This window comes from Massilia sp. Se16.2.3, assembly GCF_014171595.1.
GTDB lineage: Bacteria > Pseudomonadota > Gammaproteobacteria > Burkholderiales > Burkholderiaceae_D > Telluria.
The window spans coordinates 1,582,098-1,599,988 of sequence record NZ_CP050451.1; the positions used below are offsets into that span (position 1 = coordinate 1,582,098).

Annotated in this window: 18 protein-coding genes, 1 tRNA gene and 1 pseudogene; 10 read left to right on the forward strand and 10 right to left on the reverse strand. The window is 65.4% G+C overall.

Features of this window, described 5'->3' with window-relative positions:
* Positions 1 to 51 precede the first annotated feature (51 nt).
* A tRNA-Phe gene (locus G4G31_RS07310) sits at positions 52 to 127 on the reverse strand.
* A gap of 132 nt (positions 128 to 259) precedes the next feature.
* Between G4G31_RS07310 and G4G31_RS07315 the strand changes: the two genes are divergently transcribed.
* The 6 genes from G4G31_RS07315 (at position 260) to G4G31_RS07340 (ending at position 6,588) form a co-directional block, all read left to right on the forward strand.
* Positions 260 to 1,480 (forward strand): FAD-dependent monooxygenase, encoded by a 1,221-nt coding sequence (locus G4G31_RS07315; RefSeq protein WP_182990879.1) that lies wholly within the window; start codon positions 260 to 262, stop codon positions 1,478 to 1,480.
* Positions 1,481 to 1,499: 19 nt separating this feature from the next.
* Positions 1,500 to 2,222, forward strand: a complete 723-nt coding sequence (locus G4G31_RS07320) for a DsbC family protein (protein WP_182991703.1) — start codon at positions 1,500 to 1,502, stop codon at positions 2,220 to 2,222.
* A gap of 26 nt (positions 2,223 to 2,248) precedes the next feature.
* Positions 2,249 to 2,707 (forward strand): (2Fe-2S)-binding protein, encoded by a 459-nt coding sequence (locus G4G31_RS07325; RefSeq protein ID WP_182990880.1) that lies wholly within the window; start codon positions 2,249 to 2,251, stop codon positions 2,705 to 2,707.
* Positions 2,708 to 2,723: 16 nt separating this feature from the next.
* Complete coding sequence (locus tag G4G31_RS07330; protein ID WP_182990881.1) at positions 2,724 to 3,293, forward strand: NTP transferase domain-containing protein; 570 nt, start codon at positions 2,724 to 2,726, stop codon at positions 3,291 to 3,293.
* Positions 3,294 to 3,389: 96 nt separating this feature from the next.
* Complete coding sequence (locus tag G4G31_RS07335; protein ID WP_182990882.1) at positions 3,390 to 5,210, forward strand: M61 family metallopeptidase; 1,821 nt, start codon at positions 3,390 to 3,392, stop codon at positions 5,208 to 5,210.
* 70 nt (positions 5,211 to 5,280) lie between these two features.
* Entirely contained in the window at positions 5,281 to 6,588 is a 1,308-nt protein-coding gene (locus G4G31_RS07340; protein WP_374011280.1) for an amidohydrolase, read from the forward strand.
* 1,022 nt (positions 6,589 to 7,610) lie between these two features.
* Here the strand turns inward: G4G31_RS07340 and G4G31_RS07345 are convergent.
* From G4G31_RS07345 to rpe, 8 genes are all read right to left on the reverse strand, one after another.
* Entirely contained in the window at positions 7,611 to 8,102 is a 492-nt protein-coding gene (locus tag G4G31_RS07345; protein WP_182990883.1) for an energy transducer TonB, read from the reverse strand.
* 1 nt (position 8,103) lies between these two features.
* On the reverse strand, positions 8,104 to 8,904 hold the full coding sequence (gene trpC, locus G4G31_RS07350) for an indole-3-glycerol phosphate synthase TrpC (RefSeq protein WP_182990884.1): 801 nt from the start codon (positions 8,902 to 8,904) through the stop codon (positions 8,104 to 8,106).
* A 15-nt stretch (positions 8,905 to 8,919) separates the two neighbouring features.
* Positions 8,920 to 9,399, reverse strand: a complete 480-nt coding sequence (locus G4G31_RS07355; RefSeq protein WP_229425434.1) for a LysE family translocator — start codon at positions 9,397 to 9,399, stop codon at positions 8,920 to 8,922.
* Positions 9,400 to 9,563: 164 nt separating this feature from the next.
* A complete protein-coding gene (gene trpD, locus G4G31_RS07360) occupies positions 9,564 to 10,598 on the reverse strand; it encodes an anthranilate phosphoribosyltransferase (protein ID WP_182990885.1) in 1,035 nt (344 codons plus the stop codon).
* Positions 10,599 to 10,665: 67 nt separating this feature from the next.
* Positions 10,666 to 11,229 carry an aminodeoxychorismate/anthranilate synthase component II gene (locus G4G31_RS07365; protein WP_182990886.1) on the reverse strand — a complete coding sequence of 188 codons (564 nt, stop codon included), beginning with the start codon at positions 11,227 to 11,229 and terminating at the stop codon, positions 10,666 to 10,668.
* A 1-nt stretch (position 11,230) separates the two neighbouring features.
* The gene (gene trpE / locus G4G31_RS07370; RefSeq protein ID WP_182990887.1) at positions 11,231 to 12,727 is read right to left on the reverse strand and encodes an anthranilate synthase component I; all 1,497 of its coding nucleotides are present in this window, start codon (positions 12,725 to 12,727) and stop codon (positions 11,231 to 11,233) included.
* Positions 12,728 to 12,926: 199 nt separating this feature from the next.
* Positions 12,927 to 13,571: an HAD-IA family hydrolase gene (locus tag G4G31_RS07375; RefSeq protein ID WP_229425571.1), complete on the reverse strand. Its 645-nt coding sequence runs from the start codon at positions 13,569 to 13,571 to the stop codon at positions 12,927 to 12,929.
* Between the two features lie 62 nt (positions 13,572 to 13,633).
* Positions 13,634 to 14,305, reverse strand: a complete 672-nt coding sequence (gene rpe / locus G4G31_RS07380; RefSeq protein ID WP_182990888.1) for a ribulose-phosphate 3-epimerase — start codon at positions 14,303 to 14,305, stop codon at positions 13,634 to 13,636.
* 160 nt (positions 14,306 to 14,465) lie between these two features.
* On the opposite strand from rpe, the gene apaG reads away from it, so the two are divergent.
* Complete coding sequence (apaG, locus tag G4G31_RS07385) at positions 14,466 to 14,840, forward strand: Co2+/Mg2+ efflux protein ApaG (RefSeq protein WP_182990889.1); 375 nt, start codon at positions 14,466 to 14,468, stop codon at positions 14,838 to 14,840.
* On the opposite strand, the gene G4G31_RS07390 is transcribed toward apaG, so the two are convergent.
* Entirely contained in the window at positions 14,841 to 15,002 is a 162-nt protein-coding gene (locus G4G31_RS07390) for a hypothetical protein (RefSeq protein ID WP_182990890.1), read from the reverse strand.
* A gap of 11 nt (positions 15,003 to 15,013) precedes the next feature.
* Here G4G31_RS07390 and G4G31_RS07395 point away from each other — a divergent pair.
* The 3 genes and pseudogenes from G4G31_RS07395 to G4G31_RS07405 all read left to right on the forward strand — a co-directional run bounded on the left by G4G31_RS07395 (position 15,014) and on the right by G4G31_RS07405 (position 17,851).
* Positions 15,014 to 16,245, forward strand: a pseudogene (locus tag G4G31_RS07395) (murein transglycosylase A).
* A gap of 181 nt (positions 16,246 to 16,426) precedes the next feature.
* Positions 16,427 to 16,870: a hypothetical protein gene (locus G4G31_RS07400; protein WP_182990891.1), complete on the forward strand. Its 444-nt coding sequence runs from the start codon at positions 16,427 to 16,429 to the stop codon at positions 16,868 to 16,870.
* A 168-nt stretch (positions 16,871 to 17,038) separates the two neighbouring features.
* A complete protein-coding gene (locus G4G31_RS07405; RefSeq protein ID WP_182990892.1) occupies positions 17,039 to 17,851 on the forward strand; it encodes a DUF2145 domain-containing protein in 813 nt (270 codons plus the stop codon).
* The last annotated feature ends 40 nt before the right edge of the window (positions 17,852 to 17,891 follow it).

Consider the following 17,891-nt stretch of genomic DNA (forward strand, 5'->3'; position numbering starts at 1 on the left):
ACGCCACCCGAAGGTGGCGTCTTGTTTGCATCGTGACCGATGCTGAATTCTTGGTGGCCCGGGGCGGAATCGAACCACCGACACAAGGATTTTCAATCCTCTGCTCTACCAACTGAGCTACCAGGCCAAGAGAGGCATGATTATAGCCAGCCGTAGCGCGCCGTGCAAGTCCCCGCTGCAACTTTCTTCGGAGTCCAGGCGGCCGAAGACTGGCGCGGCCGCTGCGCTACCGGTTTTGACATGCCGCTATAATGCTCGGATGACGACACCTACCTTTACCGCACACCAGATCAGCGATGTCTGCATCGTCGGCAATGGTGCCATCGCCAAGACGGCGGCCCTCGGTTTCGCCCAGGCCGGGCACAGCGTCACGCTGCTGGTGCCGCCCAGGCCGCCGGGTGAGGGTGCTGCCTCCAGCGGGAGTGAAAAGCCCTGGGACGTGCGCGTCTATGCGCTCAACCACACGGCCCAGGCGCTGCTGGACTCGCTGAAGGTCTGGGGCGCGCTGGACGGGGCGCGCGTGGCGCCGGTCGATGCGATGGCGGTGAACGGCGACGGCAAGAACGGCGGCAGCCTCGGTTTCGATGCCTTTGGCGCCCATACCGGCGCGCTGGCCTGGATCGTCGAGGACAGCAACCTGAACGACGCGCTCGACGCCGCCCTGAAGTTTGCCCACAAGGTGCAGGTCGTCAGCGGTGTCGCCAGCTGCCTGACCTGCGGTCCAGAAGGCGCGCAGGTCGCGCTCGAGGATGGCCGCAAGCTCGATGCCAGCCTGGTCGTTGGCGCCGACGGCCGCGATTCCTGGGTGCGCGGGCAATGCGACATCGGCATCGACTACCGCTCGTATCACCAGCGCGCCATCGTCACCAATTTCTCCTGCGAAAAGCCGCACCACGGCGTGGCCCACCAGTGGTTCACCTGCAGCGACGGCATCATCGCCCTGCTGCCGCTGCCGGGAAACCGCGTATCGCTGGTGTGGTCGGCACCGGAAACCCTGGCTGCCACCCTCATGGACGAATCGATGGGGGAACTGGCGGTGCGCCTGTGCGAATACGCCGACGCCCCGCTTGGTACCTTGAAACCGCTGCAGCCGGAAGCGGTGAAATCCGTGCCGCTGGCGCTGGTGCGTCCGCACGCGCTGGTCGCGCCCCATGTCGCCCTGATCGGCGACGCCGCGCACGCGGTCCATCCGCTCGCCGGCCACGGCATGAACCTCGGTTTCGGCGACATCAAGGACTTGCTGCGCGTGGTGGCCGGGCGCGAGGAGCACCGCTCGGTTGGCGACGAACGGGTGCTGGCGCGCTATGCACGGGCACGCAAGGAAGACGTGCTTCTCATGCAACTGGCGACCGACGGCCTCGAGCGCCTGTTCGGCGCCAACCTCGAGCCGCTGCGCGTCGCGCGCAATTTGGGTTTAAACTTGCTCGATAAATTGCCCTTCGTTAAGCGCCAACTGATGGCGCACGCCCTCGGCAAATAAACTTTAAGGATCCATCGTGATGGTAAAAACGAAGATCGCCGCGCTGCTGGCGCTGGGGATGATGGCATCGTGCGTCGGTGCCGAAAACAGCGCGGAAGCGAACATTCGCAAGAACATCGAGCCACGCCTGGGCGGCGCCAAGATCCAGTCGATCCGCCAGACCCCGTACAGCGGCCTGTACGAACTGCGCGTCGGCGGCGACATCCTGTACGCCGACAAGAAGGGGCAGTACCTGTTCATCGGCCATGTGTACGACGCCAAGTCGTCGCAGAACCTGACGCGCACGCGCATGGAGCAGCTGAGCAAGGTCAAGTTCTCCGACCTGCCGCTGGACCTGGCACTGAAGCAGGTGAAGGGCGACGGCAAGCGCACCATCGCCGTGTTCGAGGATCCGAACTGCGGCTACTGCAAGCGCCTGCGCCAGACCACCCTGAAGGAACTGGATAACGTCACCATCTACACCTTCATGTACAACATCCTGAACGAGGATTCGATCGCGAAGTCGCGCAACATCTGGTGCGCACCGGACAAGATGCAGGCCTGGGACGACTGGATGATCGATAACAAGCTGCCGCCGGCGGCAGCGGAAGATTGCAAGGCGCCGCACGAACAGGTCCTGGAACTGGGCCAGAAGCTCAATATCCAGGGCACGCCGGCGATCTTCTTCACCGACGGCACCCGCATCCCGGGCGCGGTCGACCTGCCTGCGCTGGAAGCGAAGCTGAAGTCGATCAAGAAGTAACGCAAGCACGTCTACAGGTAGCCGATATGGTCCAGCTCGAAATCAATGGGCGCGCAACGCAGGTCGACGCCGATCCGGCCACGCCCATCCTGTGGGCGCTGCGCGACAACCTGAACCTGACCGGCACCAAGTTCGGTTGCGGCGCCGCCCTGTGCGGTGCCTGCACCGTGCACCTGGACGGCCAGCCGGTACGCGCCTGCGTCACGCCGATCGGTTCGGCCGTCGGCCACCGCATCACGACCATCGAGGCAATGCACCAGGATCCGGTCGGCAAGGCGGTGCAGGCCGCCTGGATCCGGCACGACGTGCCGCAGTGCGGCTACTGCCAGAGCGGCCAGGTCATGAGCGCCACCGCGCTGCTGCGCACAAATAAAACGCCAACCGACGCCGACATCGACGCCGCCATGAGCGGCAACATCTGCCGCTGCGGCACCTACCAGCGCATCCGCGCGGCCATCAGGATGCCGCCACCACCCCTGGCCTGAACCCCGCGACGACTCGATGAACCCGGTCGGCATCCTGCTCGCGGCCGGCCGCGGGCGCCGCTTCGATCCGCTCGGCCGCCAGAACAAACTGCTGCAAGCGCTGCCCGGCGGCGACGCCGTGGTGGTGGCCAGTGCACGCCACCTGCTTGCCGTTCTTCCGCGCGTGGTCGCGGTCGTGCCGCCCGAGGATGGCGGCGTGGGCGAGGCCTTGCGCGCGCTGGGCGTCGAGGTCACCGTGTGCCCTGACGCCGACAGCGGCATGGCCGCGTCGCTCGTCCACGCCATCCGCCATTCGCTGCCGCAGGCGGACGCCTGGCTGGTGGCCCTCGGCGACATGCCGCACGTGGCGCCGGCCACCCTGCGTGCCCTGCTCGAAGCGCTGGCCGCGGGCGCGCAGATTGCCGCGCCTACCTACCGCGGGCAGCGCGGCAACCCGGTCGCATTCGGTCAAGGACACCTGCCTGCGCTGCTGGCGCTGGAAGGCGACGCCGGCGCGCGCGGCCTGCTCAGGTCCTGCCCGGTGCGCGAGGTAGCGGTCTGCGACCCTGGCATCCTGCGCGACATCGATACCCCCGCCGACCTGTAGGCCCCGCTTCCTTGCTGTTGTGGGTGCCCTGGCGCATGTTGCCGAGCGTGTTGAATCCGTTACACTAGACGAATCGGCACGACTTCTTTCGTCATCATGAAAAAAACAACCCAGAAAAAGCAGCCTGCGATCCACTACACCATCGTCCCGAAAGACCTGGCGGGACACCTGTTCAATGTGAGCGTCACGGTCGCGACGCCAAGCGCCGATGGCCAGGTGTTCGCGCTGCCGGCATGGATCCCGGGCAGCTACATGATCCGCGAATTCGCGCGCAACATCGTGCGCATCCGCGCCGAAGCGAACGGCATTCCCGTCGCCCTCGCCAAGCTCGACAAGCACTCCTGGCAGGCCGCACCGGCCGAAGGCCCGCTCACGCTGCACTACGAGGTCTATGCCTGGGACCTGTCGGTGCGCGCCGCCCACCTCGACCAGACCCACGGCTTCTTCAACGGCACCAGCGTGTTCCTGCGCGTGCTTGGCCAGGAGGCGGTTGCGCATACGGTCGACATCCAGCGGCCAGCCGACCCGGCGGCCAAGCAATGGCGTGTCGCGACCGCGATGAAGGAAGCCGGCGCCAAGCGCTACGGCTTCGGCACTTACATCGCCGCCGACTACGACGAGCTGATCGACCATCCGGTGGAAATGGGCGACTTCGCCCTAAGCACGTTCAAAGCCCACGGGATCCCGCACGACATCGTCATCACCGGGCGCGTGCCGAACCTCGACATGGCGCGGTTGCAGGCTGACCTGAAAGCGATCTGCGAAGCGCAAATCGCCTTCTTCGAGCCGAGCACGAAACGCGCGCCGATGGACCGCTACGTCTTCATGACGATGGCAGTGGGCGACGGCTACGGCGGCCTGGAGCACCGCGCCTCGACGGCCCTGATCTGCGCGCGTGGCGACTTGCCGGGCAGCGCGACGGTGCAGGCCGGGGAGCCAAACGAGGGCTACCTGAAATTCCTCGGCCTGTGCAGCCACGAGTACTTCCACACCTGGAACGTCAAGCGCATCAAGCCGGCCGCGTTCGCGCCCTACGACCTGCAGGCGGAAAACTACACGCCGCTCCTGTGGCTGTTCGAGGGTTTCACCAGCTATTACGACGACCTGATGCTGGTGCGCGCCGGGATCATTGGCGAGCCGACCTATTTCAAGCTGCTCGGTAAAACGGTCGGCAGCGTGCTGCGCGGGAGCGGGCGCACCAAGCAGAGCGTGGCCGATTCCAGCTTCGATGCCTGGAGCAAGTACTACCGCCAGGACGAGAATTCGCCGAATGCGATCATCAGCTACTACACCAAGGGTTCCCTGATCGCGCTGGCTTTCGACCTGACGATTCGTGCGAAGACGAATGGTGCGAAGTCGCTCGACGACGTCATGCGCGCGCTGTGGGAACGCTACGGGCGCGACTTCTACGAAGGCGCCGGCCGCGGCGTCACCGAACAGGAGGTGGAAGCCCTGTTCGACGAGGTCAGCGGCCTGAAGCTGCGCGCCATGTTCGACAAATACGTGCGCGGCACGGAGGACCTGCCGCTGGCCAAGCTGTTTGCGCCGCTGGGCGTGAAGCTGGTCGACGAGCGCAAGAAGGGCAAGCCTTCGCTGGACGCCAGCATCGGCCGCGACCCGCTGGGCGCGAAGCTGACGCAGGTGCACGAGGGCGGGGCGGCGCACCAGGCCGGCCTGTCGGCGCTGGACGTCATCATCGCCATCGACGGCCTGCGCGTGAGCGGCAACCCGCCGAATGTCGACGCGCTGCTGGCACGCTACCGCGTGGGCGACAAGGTCGTCGTGCATGCCTTCCGCCGCGACGAATTGATGGCCTTCGACCTGACCCTGCAGGGCGAGCGCGTGCCGGGGATTACCCTGTCGCAGGCGGTGCCGGGCAAGAAATCTTCACCGATCACGCGCCCGAGCGCGGTGTAATCCTGCTGTCGGGAGCCCGCGCCGCGCGCTCTCGCCTTTCCTGCATCCCCGCCCATCGAAGAGGCTATCCGTGAAAAAAACCGTCGCCGCCACCGTCCTGGCTTCCCTTGCACTTCCGGTACTGGCCCAGTCCCCCGCACCCTTGAAGAACGAGGTGGCGGCCAGGGTCAATGCCATGTATCCGTGGCTCGACACGGTCTACAAGGACTTGCACGCGCACCCGGAAATCGCCTTCCAGGAAGTGCGCACGGCGGGCAAGCTGGCCGGCGAAATGCGTAAACTCGGCTTCACGGTGACGGAAAAGGTCGGCAAGACGGGCATTGTGGCCGTCTACAAGAACGGCGCCGGCCCGACGGTGCTGGTGCGCACCGAACTCGATGGCTTGCCGATGGAAGAGAAGACCGGTTTGCCCTACGCCAGCCGCGCCAGGGCGCTTGGCGACGGGCGCGAGAGTTTCGTGGCGCATAGCTGCGGTCACGACGTCCACATGTCGGCCTGGCTGGGCGCGGCGCGCACGCTGACCGAACTGAAGAACACCTGGAAGGGCACCCTGGTCTTCATCGGCCAGCCGGCCGAGGAAACCGTCTCGGGCGCGAAAGCGATGCTGGCCGACGGCCTCTTCACGCGCTTTCCGAAGCCCGACTATGCGTTTGCGCTGCATTCCTGGCCGCTGGCCCACGGCACGGTCGGCTACAACGTCGGCGCCGTGTCGTCGAACTCGGACGCGATCGAGATCGTGTTCAAGGGCCGCGGCGGCCACGGCTCGGCGCCCGATAAGTCCATCGACCCGATCGCGATCGCCGCGCGCTTCGTGGTCGACGTACAGACCGTGGTCAGCCGCGAGAAGGATCCGAAGGAATTCGGCGTGGTCACCATCGGTGCGATCCAGGGCGGCACGGTCGGCAACATCATTCCCGACAGCGTGCAGGTGCGCGGTACCATCCGCTCGTACAGCCCGGCGACCCGCGCCAGGCTGCTCGACGGCGTGCGCCGCGTGGCGACCGCCTCGGCCGCGATGGCGGGTGCTCCGGCACCCGACGTGCAGCTGATCGCAGGCGGCGCGGCCATTGTCAACAGCGAAGCCCTCGTGACCAGGACCGAAGCCGTGTTCAAGGATGCGTTTGGGGACGCCAAGGCCCAGCGCATGCCGGCCATGACGGCCAGCGAAGACTTTTCCATGTACGTCAACGAAGGCGTGCCGTCGATGTTCTTCTTCACCGGGGTGTACGACCCGAAGGCGGTGGCGGACGCCGAGCGCGAAGGCGGCAAGCCGATCGCCTTCAACCATTCGCCGTTTTACGCGCCGGTGCCGGAGCCGTCGATCAAGACGGCGGCACAGGCGATGAGTCTGGCGGTGTTGAATGTGATGGGGCGGTGAACATGCGTTGCCGAAACGCGTAGGGTAGGCGGCTCCATCGTGCTTGTGAAATCGACGCGGCCTATGCCCCGCCTACGCGTTCAACGCACGCGTGCATTGCGCGAACGCCCATGGGCTGGTTGAACGCGTAGGCGGCGTTGAGGGAACGTATGCCCGACCTGCGCGATATAGCCGCCTACCCTACTGGGCTCGGCCAGGCTGCGTTTTCGTAGGGTGGGCACTCGTGCCCACGCGGAACGTGGCACCGTGGCGGCCGTTTTACATTCGTTCCCCTTGCATGGTGGAGACGTATCCGGGTGAACCGCGATAGCGCGTCCGGTTTGATGGTGTTATCGCCGCGTTCGCCCGCCAACTTAACGCAAATATTCGCGTGGGCACGGAGTGCCCACCCTACTGGGGGCCGGCCAGTGCATTGCGCGAACGCGCATGGGCTGGTTGAACGCGTAGGCGGCGTTGAGGGAACGTATGCTCGACGCGCCCGATATAGCCGCCTACCCTACTGGGCTCGGCCAGGCTGCGTTTTCGTAGGGTGGGCACTCGTGCCCACGCGGAACGTGGCACCGTGGCGGCCGTTTTACATTCGTTCCCCTTGCATGGTGGAGACGTATCCGGGTGAACCGCGATAGCGCGTCCGGTTTGATGGTGTTATCGCCGCGTTCGCCCGCCAACTTAACGCAAATATTCGCGTGGGCACGGAGTGCCCACCCTACTGGGGGCCGGCCAGTGCATTGCGCGAACGCGCATGGGCTGGTTGAACGCGTAGGCGGCGTTGAGGGAACGTATGCCCGACCTACGCGATATAGCCGCCTACCCTACTGGGCTCGGCCAGGCTGCGTTGGCGTAGGGTGGGCACTCGTGCCCACGCGGAACGTGGCACCGTGGCGGCCGTTTTACATTCGTTCCCCCTGCATGGCGGAGACGTATCCGGGTGAACCGCGATAACGCGTCCGGTTTGATGGTGTTATCGCCGCGCTCGTCCGCCAACACAGCGCAAGTGTTCGCGTGGGCACGGAGTGCCCACTCTACTGGGGGCCGGCCAGGCTGCGCAGCTGGAAGCGATACTGGTCGTCGAACAGGAAGGTCTCGGAAAACGTCAGTGCCCGCGCATGCGTGGCCAGCAAATTGGTCGGACGGGGCAGGGGACCGCTGCGCCGCATCGATGCCAGCGCTACCCGCGACGCGCCGTCGTCGCGCGAACGCTGCACGGCCACGTCCTGCAATTCGCCATCTTCCCCTACCGTGATGTTCACCACCACGATCGCCGGCAGCATCGGCGGCAGCTTTCCGCTGAACGTGCGTTCGCTGTTGCGGCGCATGACGTGCTGCGCCACCTCGGCCTTGTAGGCATCGAGCGCATGCCAGGGCTGGGGAACGGGTGCTTCGATCCTCGGGGCGGGGAGTATGGCCGCCGCGATACGCTTCGCCGTGGAAGCGAGGGGCTGGACCGTGCTACATCCGCCCAGGGCTGCCAGTAGAAGAAGGAGAGCGGCCCGGGTGCGGATGGAGGTGGTCATGTCAGTCGAATAATCGTCGCAGTTGGGCGCCCGGGTTGGAAGCGCGCATGAACGCTTCGCCCACCAAAAACGCATGCACGTTCGCCGCGCGCATGCGCGCTACATCGCCTGGCACCATGATTCCCGACTCGGTGACGACCAGGCGTTCGGCCGGAATGTTCGGCAGCAAGCCCAGGGTGGTATCGAGCGTGACCTCGAAGGTGCGCAGGTTGCGGTTGTTGATGCCGAGCAGCGGCGTTTTCAGGCGCAGCGCCGCGGTCAGCTCATCACCGTCATGTACTTCGACCAGCACATCCATGCCGAGTTCCTGGGCACAGGCTTCGAGTTCCGCCATCAGGCCGTGATCGAGCGCGGAGACGATCAGCAGGATGGCATCGGCTCCCATCGCCCGCGCTTCGTAGACCTGGTACATGTCGACGATAAAATCCTTGCGGATGACCGGCAGGTCACAGGCGGCGCGCGCCTGGCGCAGGTAGTCGGCATGACCCTGGAAGAAGTTCACGTCCGTTAGCACCGAGAGGCAGGACGCGCCGCCCTCGGCATAGCTTTCGGCAATCTCGGCCGGACGGAAATCCGCGCGCAGCACGCCTTTCGAGGGCGAGGCCTTCTTGATTTCGGCAATCACCCCGGCGCGGCCGGCGCCGATGTTCTTGCGCAGGCTGGCCCCGAAACCGCGGAGGCCGGTGCGCAGTTCGGTATCGGTTTCGACCTCGCGGCGCAGGCTGGCCAGGTCGCGGTGCTTGCGCGCACTGGCGACTTCGTCGGCTTTGACAGCCAGGATCTTGTTCAGGATATCGGACATGCTTGCTAAAACCTTTTAGTGTTGCTCGGACAGCGCCAGCTTGACGCCAAGCCAGACGAACAGGCCGCCGGTGACCCGCTTCAGCCAGAGCGAGACCGCCGGATTGATTTTCAGGCGCTCGCTCGCCCTGGCGGTGGTCAGCGCCAGCGCGCCGCACCAGAGCATGCCGTTGACGTTGAAAATGCAGCCCAGGACGATGAAGGCGAGTGCCGTGCTCGGCGCGTGGGCGTCGATGAATTGCGGCACGAAGGCAAGGAAGAACAGTGCGACCTTCGGGTTCAGCACATTGGTCAGGAAACCCTGCGAGAAGATGCGGCGGTAGGGCAGGGCGGGCAGCACCGGGGCGGCCGTGGTGCCGTCGGCCTTCCTGCTGCGCAGCAGACCGACGGCCATGGTCAGGATATAAGCCGCGCCAACCAGTTTCACCACCAGGAAGGCGGCGCTTGAGGTCGCCAGGATCGCCGACAAACCCAGGGCCGCGGCGAAGATGTGCACCGGGGTGCCGGCGCCGATGCCCAGCGCCGCGGGCAGCCGGCGCGCCAGCCCCGGTGGCGCTGCGGGTCATGATCAGGAGCGAATCGGGGCCCGGCATGATGTTGAGCAGCAGGCCGGAAATCACGAACAGGGGAAGGTCATGGATACCGAACATGCTGCTCCCTTCAATGGGCGCCGAGCTGGCGCGTGACGTTGACGAACTGATCGAGCTTGGCCAGTGCCGCGCCGGACGCGATGGTGGCGCGCGCCTTGGCCAGGCCTTCCTCGATCGAGGAGGCGACGCCCGCGGCGTACAGGGCGGTACCGGCGTTGAGCGCCACGATGTCGGTTGCCGCGCCCGGCTCGCCGCGCAGCGCTTCCATCACGCGCAGCTTCGACTCTTCCTTGTTCGCCACCTTCAGGTTGCGGCTGGCGATCATCGACAGGCCGAAGTCTTCCGGATGGATTTCGTATTCGCGGATTTCGCCGTGCACCAGTTCGCCGACCAGGGTGCCGGCGCCGAGCGAGACTTCGTCCATGTTGTCGCGGCCCCAGACCACCAGCGCGTGCTGGGCGCCGAGGCGCTGCAGCACGCGCACCTGGATGCCGACGAGATCCGGGTGGAACACGCCCATCAGGATGTTCGGGGCGCCGGCCGGATTGGTGAGCGGCCCCAGGATGTTGAAGATGCTGCGCACGCCCAGCTCGCGCCGCACCGGCGCCACGTGCTTCATCGCCGCATGGTGGTTCGGGGCGAACATGAAGCCGATGCCGGTCTGGGCGATCGACTGGGCGATCTGCTCGGGCGTCAGGTCGATGTCGGCGCCGAGCGCTTCGATCAGGTCGGCGCTGCCGGACGAGGACGAGACGCTGCGCCCGCCATGCTTGGCCACGCGGGCACCGGCGGCGGCCGCGACGAACATCGCCGCGCTCGAGATGTTGAAGGTGTGGGCGCCGTCGCCGCCGGTGCCGACGATGTCGAGCAGCTTGCGGGTGTCGGCCATCGGCACCTTGGTGGAAAATTCGCGCATGACTTGCGCGGCGGCGGTGATTTCGCCGATGGTTTCCTTTTTCACGCGCAGGCCCATGGTGAGGGCCGCGACCATGGTCGGCGACATCTCGCCCGACATGATCTGGCGGAACAGGTGCAGCATCTCGTCGTGGAAGATCTCGCGGTGTTCGATACAGCGCAGCAGCGCTTCTTGCGGGGTGATCGGCATGGGCGTTCCAGTAGCAATAGGTGAAGGACCGCAGCTTCGCGCAGCGCCGGGGGCGCCGCGAAGGTGCTCAGCCCTCGAGGAAGTTCTTCAGCAGCGCGTGGCCGTGCTCGGACAGGATCGACTCGGGGTGGAACTGCACGCCCTGGATGTCGTATTCCTTGTGGCGCACGCCCATGATTTCGCCGTCGTCGGTCCAGGCGGTCACTTCCAGGCAGGCGGGCAGGGAGGCGCGCTCGATCGCCAGCGAGTGGTAGCGGATCACGGTGAAGGGGCTGGGCAAGCCCTTGAAGACGCCGACGCCGGTGTGCGCGATGAGCGAGGTCTTGCCGTGCATGACTTCCTTGGCACGCACGATCTTGCCGCCAAAGGCTTCGCCGATGGCCTGGTGGCCCAGGCAGACGCCGAGGATCGGCAGCTTGCCCTTGAACTCGCGGATAGCGTCGACCGAGACACCGGCGTCAACCGGGGCTTTCGGTCCCGGCGAAATGCAGATGCGGTCCGGCTTCATTTCCGCGATCGCCTCGATCGTGATCTCGTCGTTGCGCACGGTGCGCACTTCTTCGCCCAGCTCGCCGAAATACTGGACGATGTTGTAGGTGAAGGAATCGTAGTTGTCGATCATGAGCAGCATGTCAGAACTCCCCATCCAGTCCGTCTTGCACTTGTTCGGCCGCGCGCAGCACGGCGCGCGCCTTGTTTTCCGTCTCCTGCCATTCCATCTCGGGGATCGAGTCGGCGACGATGCCGGCCGCGGCCTGCACATACAGGTTGCCGTCCTTGATCACGCCGGTGCGAATGGCAATCGCAACGTCCATCTCGCCACCGAAGGAGAGATAGCCGCAGGCGCCGCCATAGATGCCGCGCTTCACAGGCTCCAGCTCATCGATGACTTCCATCGCACGCACTTTCGGCGCACCCGTGAGCGTACCGGCCGGGAAGGTCGCGCGCAGCACGTCCAGGTTGGACAGGCCTTCCTTCAGCGTACCCTCGACGTTCGAGACGATGTGCTGCACGTGCGAGTATTTTTCGATGACCATGCGGTCCGTTACCTTGACGCTGCCGGTGTCGGCGATGCGGCCGACATCGTTGCGCGCCAGGTCGATCAGCATCACGTGTTCGGCGATCTCCTTCGGGTCGGCCAGCAGCTCGGCCGCGAGTGCCGTATCGCGTTCCGGCGTGGCGCCGCGCGGACGGGTGCCGGCGATCGGGCGCAGCGTGACCTTGCGTCCACCGGCGGGCAGGGTCTCGTTGCGCACCAGGATTTCCGGCGAGGCGCCGACGATCTGCATGTCTCCGAAATTGTAGTAATACATGTACGGACTCGGATTCAGCGAGCGCAACGAGCGGTACAGCGACAGCGGCGAGTCGACGTACGGCTTCCTGATGCGCTGGCCGATCTGCACCTGCATCAGGTCGCCGGCCATCACGTATTCATGGGCCCTGGCCACTGCTGCCAGGTAGTCTTCCTTGGAAAACTCGCGCACGGCTTCGGTGCGCACCGAGGCCGTGGTGACAGGCGCATCGACGCTCCGGCGCAGCATGATGCGCAGGTCTTTCAGGCGCTGGCGCGCGCGGCTGTAGGCTTCCGGCTGGGACGGGTCGGCATAGACGATCAGGTAGAGCTTGCCGGAGAGGTTGTCGATCACGGCCAGTTCTTCCGTCACCATCAGCTGGATCTCGGGCAGGCCGAGGTCGTCCTGCGGGGCCTTGCCGGCCAGCTTGCGTTCGATGTGGCGCACCGTGTCGTAGCCGAAGTAGCCGGCCAGGCCGCCGCAGAAGCGCGGCATGCCCGGGCGCAGCGCGACCTTGAAGCGCGACTGGAATGCTTCGATGAAGGCGAGCGGGTTGCCCTCGTGGGTTTCGACGACGCGGCCGTTGGTGACGACTTCGGTGAGCTCGCCGCTGCTGCGCAGCAGGGTCTTCGCCGGCAGGCCGATGAAGGAATAGCGGCCGAAACGCTCGCCGCCAACGACCGATTCGAGGAGGAAGGTGTGCTTGCCGGTGTTTTGCGACTGGGCCAGCTTCAGGTACAGGGTAAGCGGCGTTTCGAGATCGGCGAAGGCTTCGGCGATCAGCGGAATGCGGTTATAGCCTTGGCTCGCCAGCGATTTGAATTCGAGTTCGGTCATGTTCTTCTCCAGGCCGCCAGTATGTGAACAGGAGGAGGGCGGCGGTGTTGTGCAAAAAACCTGCCGGATGCGCGTATGCAGCCGGCAGCAATCAGTACGGGTTAGTTAGCCCAGGATTGCCAGCGTCGCCACAGCCAGGCCTCGAGGGCGCCGGTTGCGTTGACAGTGTGTTTTTTGGTGAAGAACATGTATAGATAAGTTAGTTTGTGGTGCCGTTGTGTGCAGATATCCACTTCGCCGCTTGGAGCAGCGAATCAACTATACCATCGGAATTGATAGTTTGAACAGGCATTCCGTGGTTATAACCATATGGCACTGTGAGCACATAGCAACGCGCGGCACGTGCGGCTTCGGCGTCGTTCGAGGAGTCGCCAATCGCCACCACCTCGCTTGGCGCCAGGTCGAAATCCTGGCAGACCTGCAGCAGCGGCAGGGGATCGGGCTTCTTTTTCGGCAACGAATCGCCGCCGTAGACCAGATCGAACCAGGGCGCCAGGCCTTTCTGCGCCAGCAGCGGCGTGGCAAAGGCGATCGGCTTGTTGGTCACGCAGGCCAGGCGCAGGCCCATGCGCTTCATCTCCTGCAGGCCCTCGATCACGTCCGGGTACAGGACGCTCTTCTGGCCATTGATGGCGAGGTAGTGGCGCTGGTAGGTCGCCATCGCCTCCTCAAAAACGGCGTCGATGCGCGCCGCGTCGTAGTCGAGCGCCAGTACGTCGCGGATCAGCTTTTCGGAACCCTTGCCGACCATCGGCGTGATGACCGCCTGCGTGATCGGCGCCAGCCCGAATTCGGCGCGCATGGCGTTCAGGGCCAGCTCGAAGTCGGGCACGGTGTCGAGCATCGTGCCGTCGAGGTCGATGATGGCGGCACGAATGGCCTTGTTCAGGGCAGCGCCTTGCACCCTTATTTCCCGACCGTGGCCAGTTCGGCGCGCATGGCGTCGATCACGGCCTTGTAGTCGGGCTTGCCGAAGATGGCCGAGCCGGCGACAAAGGTGTCGGCACCGGCCGCGGCGGCGGCGGCGATGTTGTCGGCCTTGATGCCGCCATCGACTTCCAGCAGGATGTCGCGGCCCGATTCGTCGATCAGCCGGCGCGCGATCGCGATTTTTTTCAGCGCTTCGGGGATGAAGGATTGGCCGCCGAAACCCGGATTCACCGACATGATGAGGATCATGTCGATCTTGTCCATCACGTGCTCGAGGTAGTGCATTGGCGTGCCCGGGTTGAACACCAGGCCGGCCTTGCAGCCGTTATCGCGGATCAGCTGCAGGGTGCGGTCGATGTGCTCCGACGCTTCCGGATGAAAGGTGATGATGTTGGCGCCGGCCTTGGCGAAGTCGGGGATGATGCGGTCGACCGGTTTGACCATCAGGTGCACGTCGATCGGCACCTGCACGTGCGGGCGGATCGCCTGGCAGACCAGCGGGCCGATGGTGAGATTCGGCACGTAATGGTTGTCCATCACGTCGAAGTGGATGATGTCGGCGCCTGCCTCGACGACGTTGCGGACTTCCTCGCCCAGGCGGGCGAAATCGGCGGACAGGATGCTGGGAGCGATGCGGTAAGTGGTCATTGCGGTGGCCGTGCGGTTAGGGATAGCCGCTATTTTACGCCGACGTGCCCCGCAGTCGCGCGCAGCCCGGTTTTGGCACACGGAGTATCATGTTCCTTTACGCGCGGTGGCATGCCTTGGCCTGTCCGCGTTCCTGCTAATAACGAGAAGAGGGAAGCCGATGGCTGCCTACGATTTCACCGTCAACGTCCGTACCCAATACCTGCCCGAACAGTCCAAGCCTGACCGCGACCTGTACGTGTTCTCCTATACGATCACGATCCGCAACAGCGGCGAAGTGCCGGCCCAGCTGATCGCGCGCCACTGGGTGATCACCGATACCAATAACCGTGTGCAGGAGGTCAAGGGCCTGGGCGTGGTCGGGCACCAGCCGCTGCTCAAACCCGGCGAGCAGTTCGAATACTCGAGCGGCACCCAGCTGGCCACGCCACAGGGCTCGATGCACGGCGAGTACTTCTGCGTGGCCGAGGATGGCCACCGTTTCGAAGTCAGGATTCCCGAGTTCGTGCTGACGCAGCCGAGCATGCTGCACTGATCATGGTTCGCGTGGCGGCTCGCCCTGTTCCGCGGGGCGCGTCGGCAGTTCTTCGCGCAGCGGCCGTTTGCGCTCGTCAGGGCGGCCCGAGAACATCGTCCACCACACGATAAACACGAGCAGGAAGAATGCCACGCCTGCTTCCACCATCAAGATCCACATAGACTGTCCTTATGCAATCGATACGCCGCAGAATAGTGCGCAGTGTACCTGCCTCCCTGGCCGCCGTGGCCCTTTTGCTGGCCGCTTGCGGTACGCCACCCCAGCAGCCGCCGGCACCGGTGCCCCCGAAACAGCCGGATGTGGTGATGCCGCCGCCGGTGGGGCCGGTCGGCATTCCCGTTCCCACGCCTGCACCTGTTCCCGTGCCGCCGATGACGCCGGTGTCCTTCGACACGCTGCCGGGCTGGCAGCAGGACGACCTGCGCCAGGCCTGGCCGGCCTTTCTCGCCTCCTGCCGCGTGCTGGCGAAAAAGCCCGACTGGAGCGCGGCCTGCGCGGCGACAGGCGGCGTGGATGCCGGCGACAGCGACGCCATCCGCCGCTATTTCGAAACGTATTTCGTGCCGAACCAGATGCGCATGCCCGACGGCGCGGACTACGGTCTCATTACCGGCTATTACGAGCCGATGCTGCGTGGTGCGCGCAAGCGCGGCGGCGCGTTCCAGACGCCGCTGTACCGGGTGCCGGACGACCTCATCACGGTTGATCTGGGATCCGTCTACCCGAGCCTGAAGAACATGCGCCTGCGTGGCCGCCTGGTCGGCAAGACGGTGGTGCCCTACAGCACCCGCGCCGAGATCGACCGCGCCCCCATCGCAGGCAAGGAACTGGTGTGGGTGGACGATCCGGTCGAGGCTTTCTTCCTCGAGGTGCAGGGTTCGGGCCGGGTGCGCATCGAGGAAACCGGCGAGACGGTGCGCCTGGCCTTCGCCGACCAGAACGGCCACCCGTATAAAGTGATCGGGCGCTGGCTGGTGGAGCAGGGGCAGTTGCCGGCCGACGGCGTGTCGGCGCAGAGCATCAAGGCCTGGATAGCGGCCAATCCGCAGCGCCGCCAGGAACTCTTCAACGTCAACCCGAGCTATATCTTCTTCCGCGAGGAGCGCCTGCCCGACCCGGGCGTAGGACCCAAGGGCGCGCTCGGCGTGCCGCTCACACCCGAGCGCTCGGTGGCGGTCGACCCCTCGCAGGTGCCGCTGGGGCGCCGCTCTTCCTGTCCACCACGCACCCGACCAACGAGGCGCCGCTGCAGCGCCTGATGATGGCGCAGGACACCGGCGGGGCAATCCGCGGCGCGGTGCGGGCGGACTTCTTCTTTGGTTTCGGCGGCAATGCGGCCGAGTACGCGGGGCGGATGAAGCAGCGCGGGGCGATCTGGGTGCTGTTGCCCAAGGGTCCCTGACGAATCGGCTCCCTGCGATCTTTCCGCCAGGGGCTGGTATCGGAATCCGCACCGTGGCGGCGTGCCAGGCAATACCAGATGGAGGCAAATTGCGTGCGATAGCGGCTTCGAATAGGGTGGCGCAGTCTTGAACGACATGACACGGCCACCCGGCCGGGTCGTCCACCCCGAAGGAGTTCGCATGCGCCACGCACTGTTTGCCTTGCCACTTGCCGCCCTCTTGCTGACGTCCAGCGCAAGCGCCGGTCAAACCTATTCCCTGTCCGAAGCCAGCGTTGGCGCATCGGCCATCGTCGTCCTGGTGCCGCTCAGTGTGGTCGTGGTCGGCTCGCAAGCCATCGCGAACACGGTGGACGAGCTCAGTTCCCGCAAGCGCTGGCACGTCACCGAGATCGAACCGCAAGGCCGGAACACGACCGTGCGGATGTGCAGCGACGACGACAAGGTCACGCTGGACATGAACGTGCCGGCCGCAACCGCCCGCACCCACGCCCTGCAGGCTGGCGACGCCCTCGAGATGGAGCGCGTCGGCAAGGCCGGCTTCGCGGTCAGGAAGGGGCAGGCCACGGTGGGCGTGCTGTCCGACCCGGGCGCGGGCATGGTCCATTCGAAGGCCCGCAGCTAAGTACTCGACCGAAAATAAATGGGAATTTTGGCAAACAGAACTGGATGCGGTGCAAGACGGCGAGAGCGCCGCAGTGCGAGCACTGCCCCGCAAGCGGACGCGAGCCGACGCAGCAACGCGCCGGTTCTGGAAGCCAAAAACACATTTATTTTTGGGTGAGTACTTAGCATGCGCCGCTTTCTGCTGACGCTGGTCCTGGCGCTGGCGGCCGGCACGTCGATGGCCGGCACGCCCTGTGAAGGAACACCCGCCACGCCCGCACAGGTGCGCATGAGCCTGCAGATGGCGGACGCGACCCGCGCCGCACTCGAGTCGATCGACGACGAAGTGGTGCTGATTGCCCGCGTCGGCCAGGACCTGGGCAAGTACGGCCTGACCTATTCGCACATGGGATTTGCCGTGCGCGAGCATCCGGCAGGGGCCTGGTCGATCGTCCACAAGCTCAACGGCTGCGGCACGGCCACGTCCGGCCTGTATGACGAAGGCCTGGTCAACTTTTTTTCGGACTCGCCGTTTCGCTACCAGGCCGGCATCTGGCGCCTGGCTCCCGGCGCGCAGGCACGGCTGAAGAAAGCCTTGCTCGGCAAGAAGGCCAAGGATTATTTCGAACCGAACTACAGCCTGGTCGCCTATCCATTCAGCACGCGCTACCAGAATTCGAATGGCTGGGTGCTGGAAATGCTGGCCTTTGCCGTCGCGCCGGAAGACGAGGCGAACACCCGTCTGAGTGCCCAAGCCTGGCTGAAGGGAAGCGGCTACCGGCCGACCCAGCTCGAACTGGGCACCATGACCCGCCTGGGCGCACGCATGACCAAGGCGAACGTCGCCTTCGACGACCATCCGCCCGAGCTGCGCTGGAGCGGCCATATCCAGACCGTCACGGTCGACTCCATCGTCACCTGGCTGCGTACGCTGCCGGATGGCTGCCAGGCGATGGGGTGTCCGGAAGCGCGCGTGGTGTTGCCGGGGGCTGCGAGGTAAGCCCGAACAAGGCGTGGCGTTGCACTGCTGTTCAATATCG

Coding starts and splice junctions, on each gene's coding strand:
- G4G31_RS07315 (WP_182990879.1), top strand. CDS start 260: ATGACGACACCTACCTTTACCGCACACCAGATCAGCGATGTCTGCATC.
- G4G31_RS07320 (WP_182991703.1), top strand. CDS start 1,500: ATGGTAAAAACGAAGATCGCCGCGCTGCTGGCGCTGGGGATGATGGCA.
- G4G31_RS07325 (WP_182990880.1), top strand. CDS start 2,249: ATGGTCCAGCTCGAAATCAATGGGCGCGCAACGCAGGTCGACGCCGAT.
- G4G31_RS07330 (WP_182990881.1), top strand. CDS start 2,724: ATGAACCCGGTCGGCATCCTGCTCGCGGCCGGCCGCGGGCGCCGCTTC.
- G4G31_RS07335 (WP_182990882.1), top strand. CDS start 3,390: ATGAAAAAAACAACCCAGAAAAAGCAGCCTGCGATCCACTACACCATC.
- G4G31_RS07345 (WP_182990883.1), bottom strand. CDS start 8,102: ATGACCACCTCCATCCGCACCCGGGCCGCTCTCCTTCTTCTACTGGCA.
- trpC (WP_182990884.1), bottom strand. CDS start 8,904: ATGTCCGATATCCTGAACAAGATCCTGGCTGTCAAAGCCGACGAAGTC.
- trpD (WP_182990885.1), bottom strand. CDS start 10,598: ATGCCGATCACCCCGCAAGAAGCGCTGCTGCGCTGTATCGAACACCGC.
- G4G31_RS07365 (WP_182990886.1), bottom strand. CDS start 11,229: ATGCTGCTCATGATCGACAACTACGATTCCTTCACCTACAACATCGTC.
- trpE (WP_182990887.1), bottom strand. CDS start 12,727: ATGACCGAACTCGAATTCAAATCGCTGGCGAGCCAAGGCTATAACCGC.
- G4G31_RS07375 (WP_229425571.1), bottom strand. CDS start 13,571: ATGCTCGACACCGTGCCCGACTTCGAGCTGGCCCTGAACGCCATGCGC.
- rpe (WP_182990888.1), bottom strand. CDS start 14,305: ATGACCACTTACCGCATCGCTCCCAGCATCCTGTCCGCCGATTTCGCC.
- apaG (WP_182990889.1), top strand. CDS start 14,466: ATGGCTGCCTACGATTTCACCGTCAACGTCCGTACCCAATACCTGCCC.
- G4G31_RS07390 (WP_182990890.1), bottom strand. CDS start 15,002: ATGTGGATCTTGATGGTGGAAGCAGGCGTGGCATTCTTCCTGCTCGTG.
- G4G31_RS07400 (WP_182990891.1), top strand. CDS start 16,427: ATGCGCCACGCACTGTTTGCCTTGCCACTTGCCGCCCTCTTGCTGACG.
- G4G31_RS07405 (WP_182990892.1), top strand. CDS start 17,039: ATGCGCCGCTTTCTGCTGACGCTGGTCCTGGCGCTGGCGGCCGGCACG.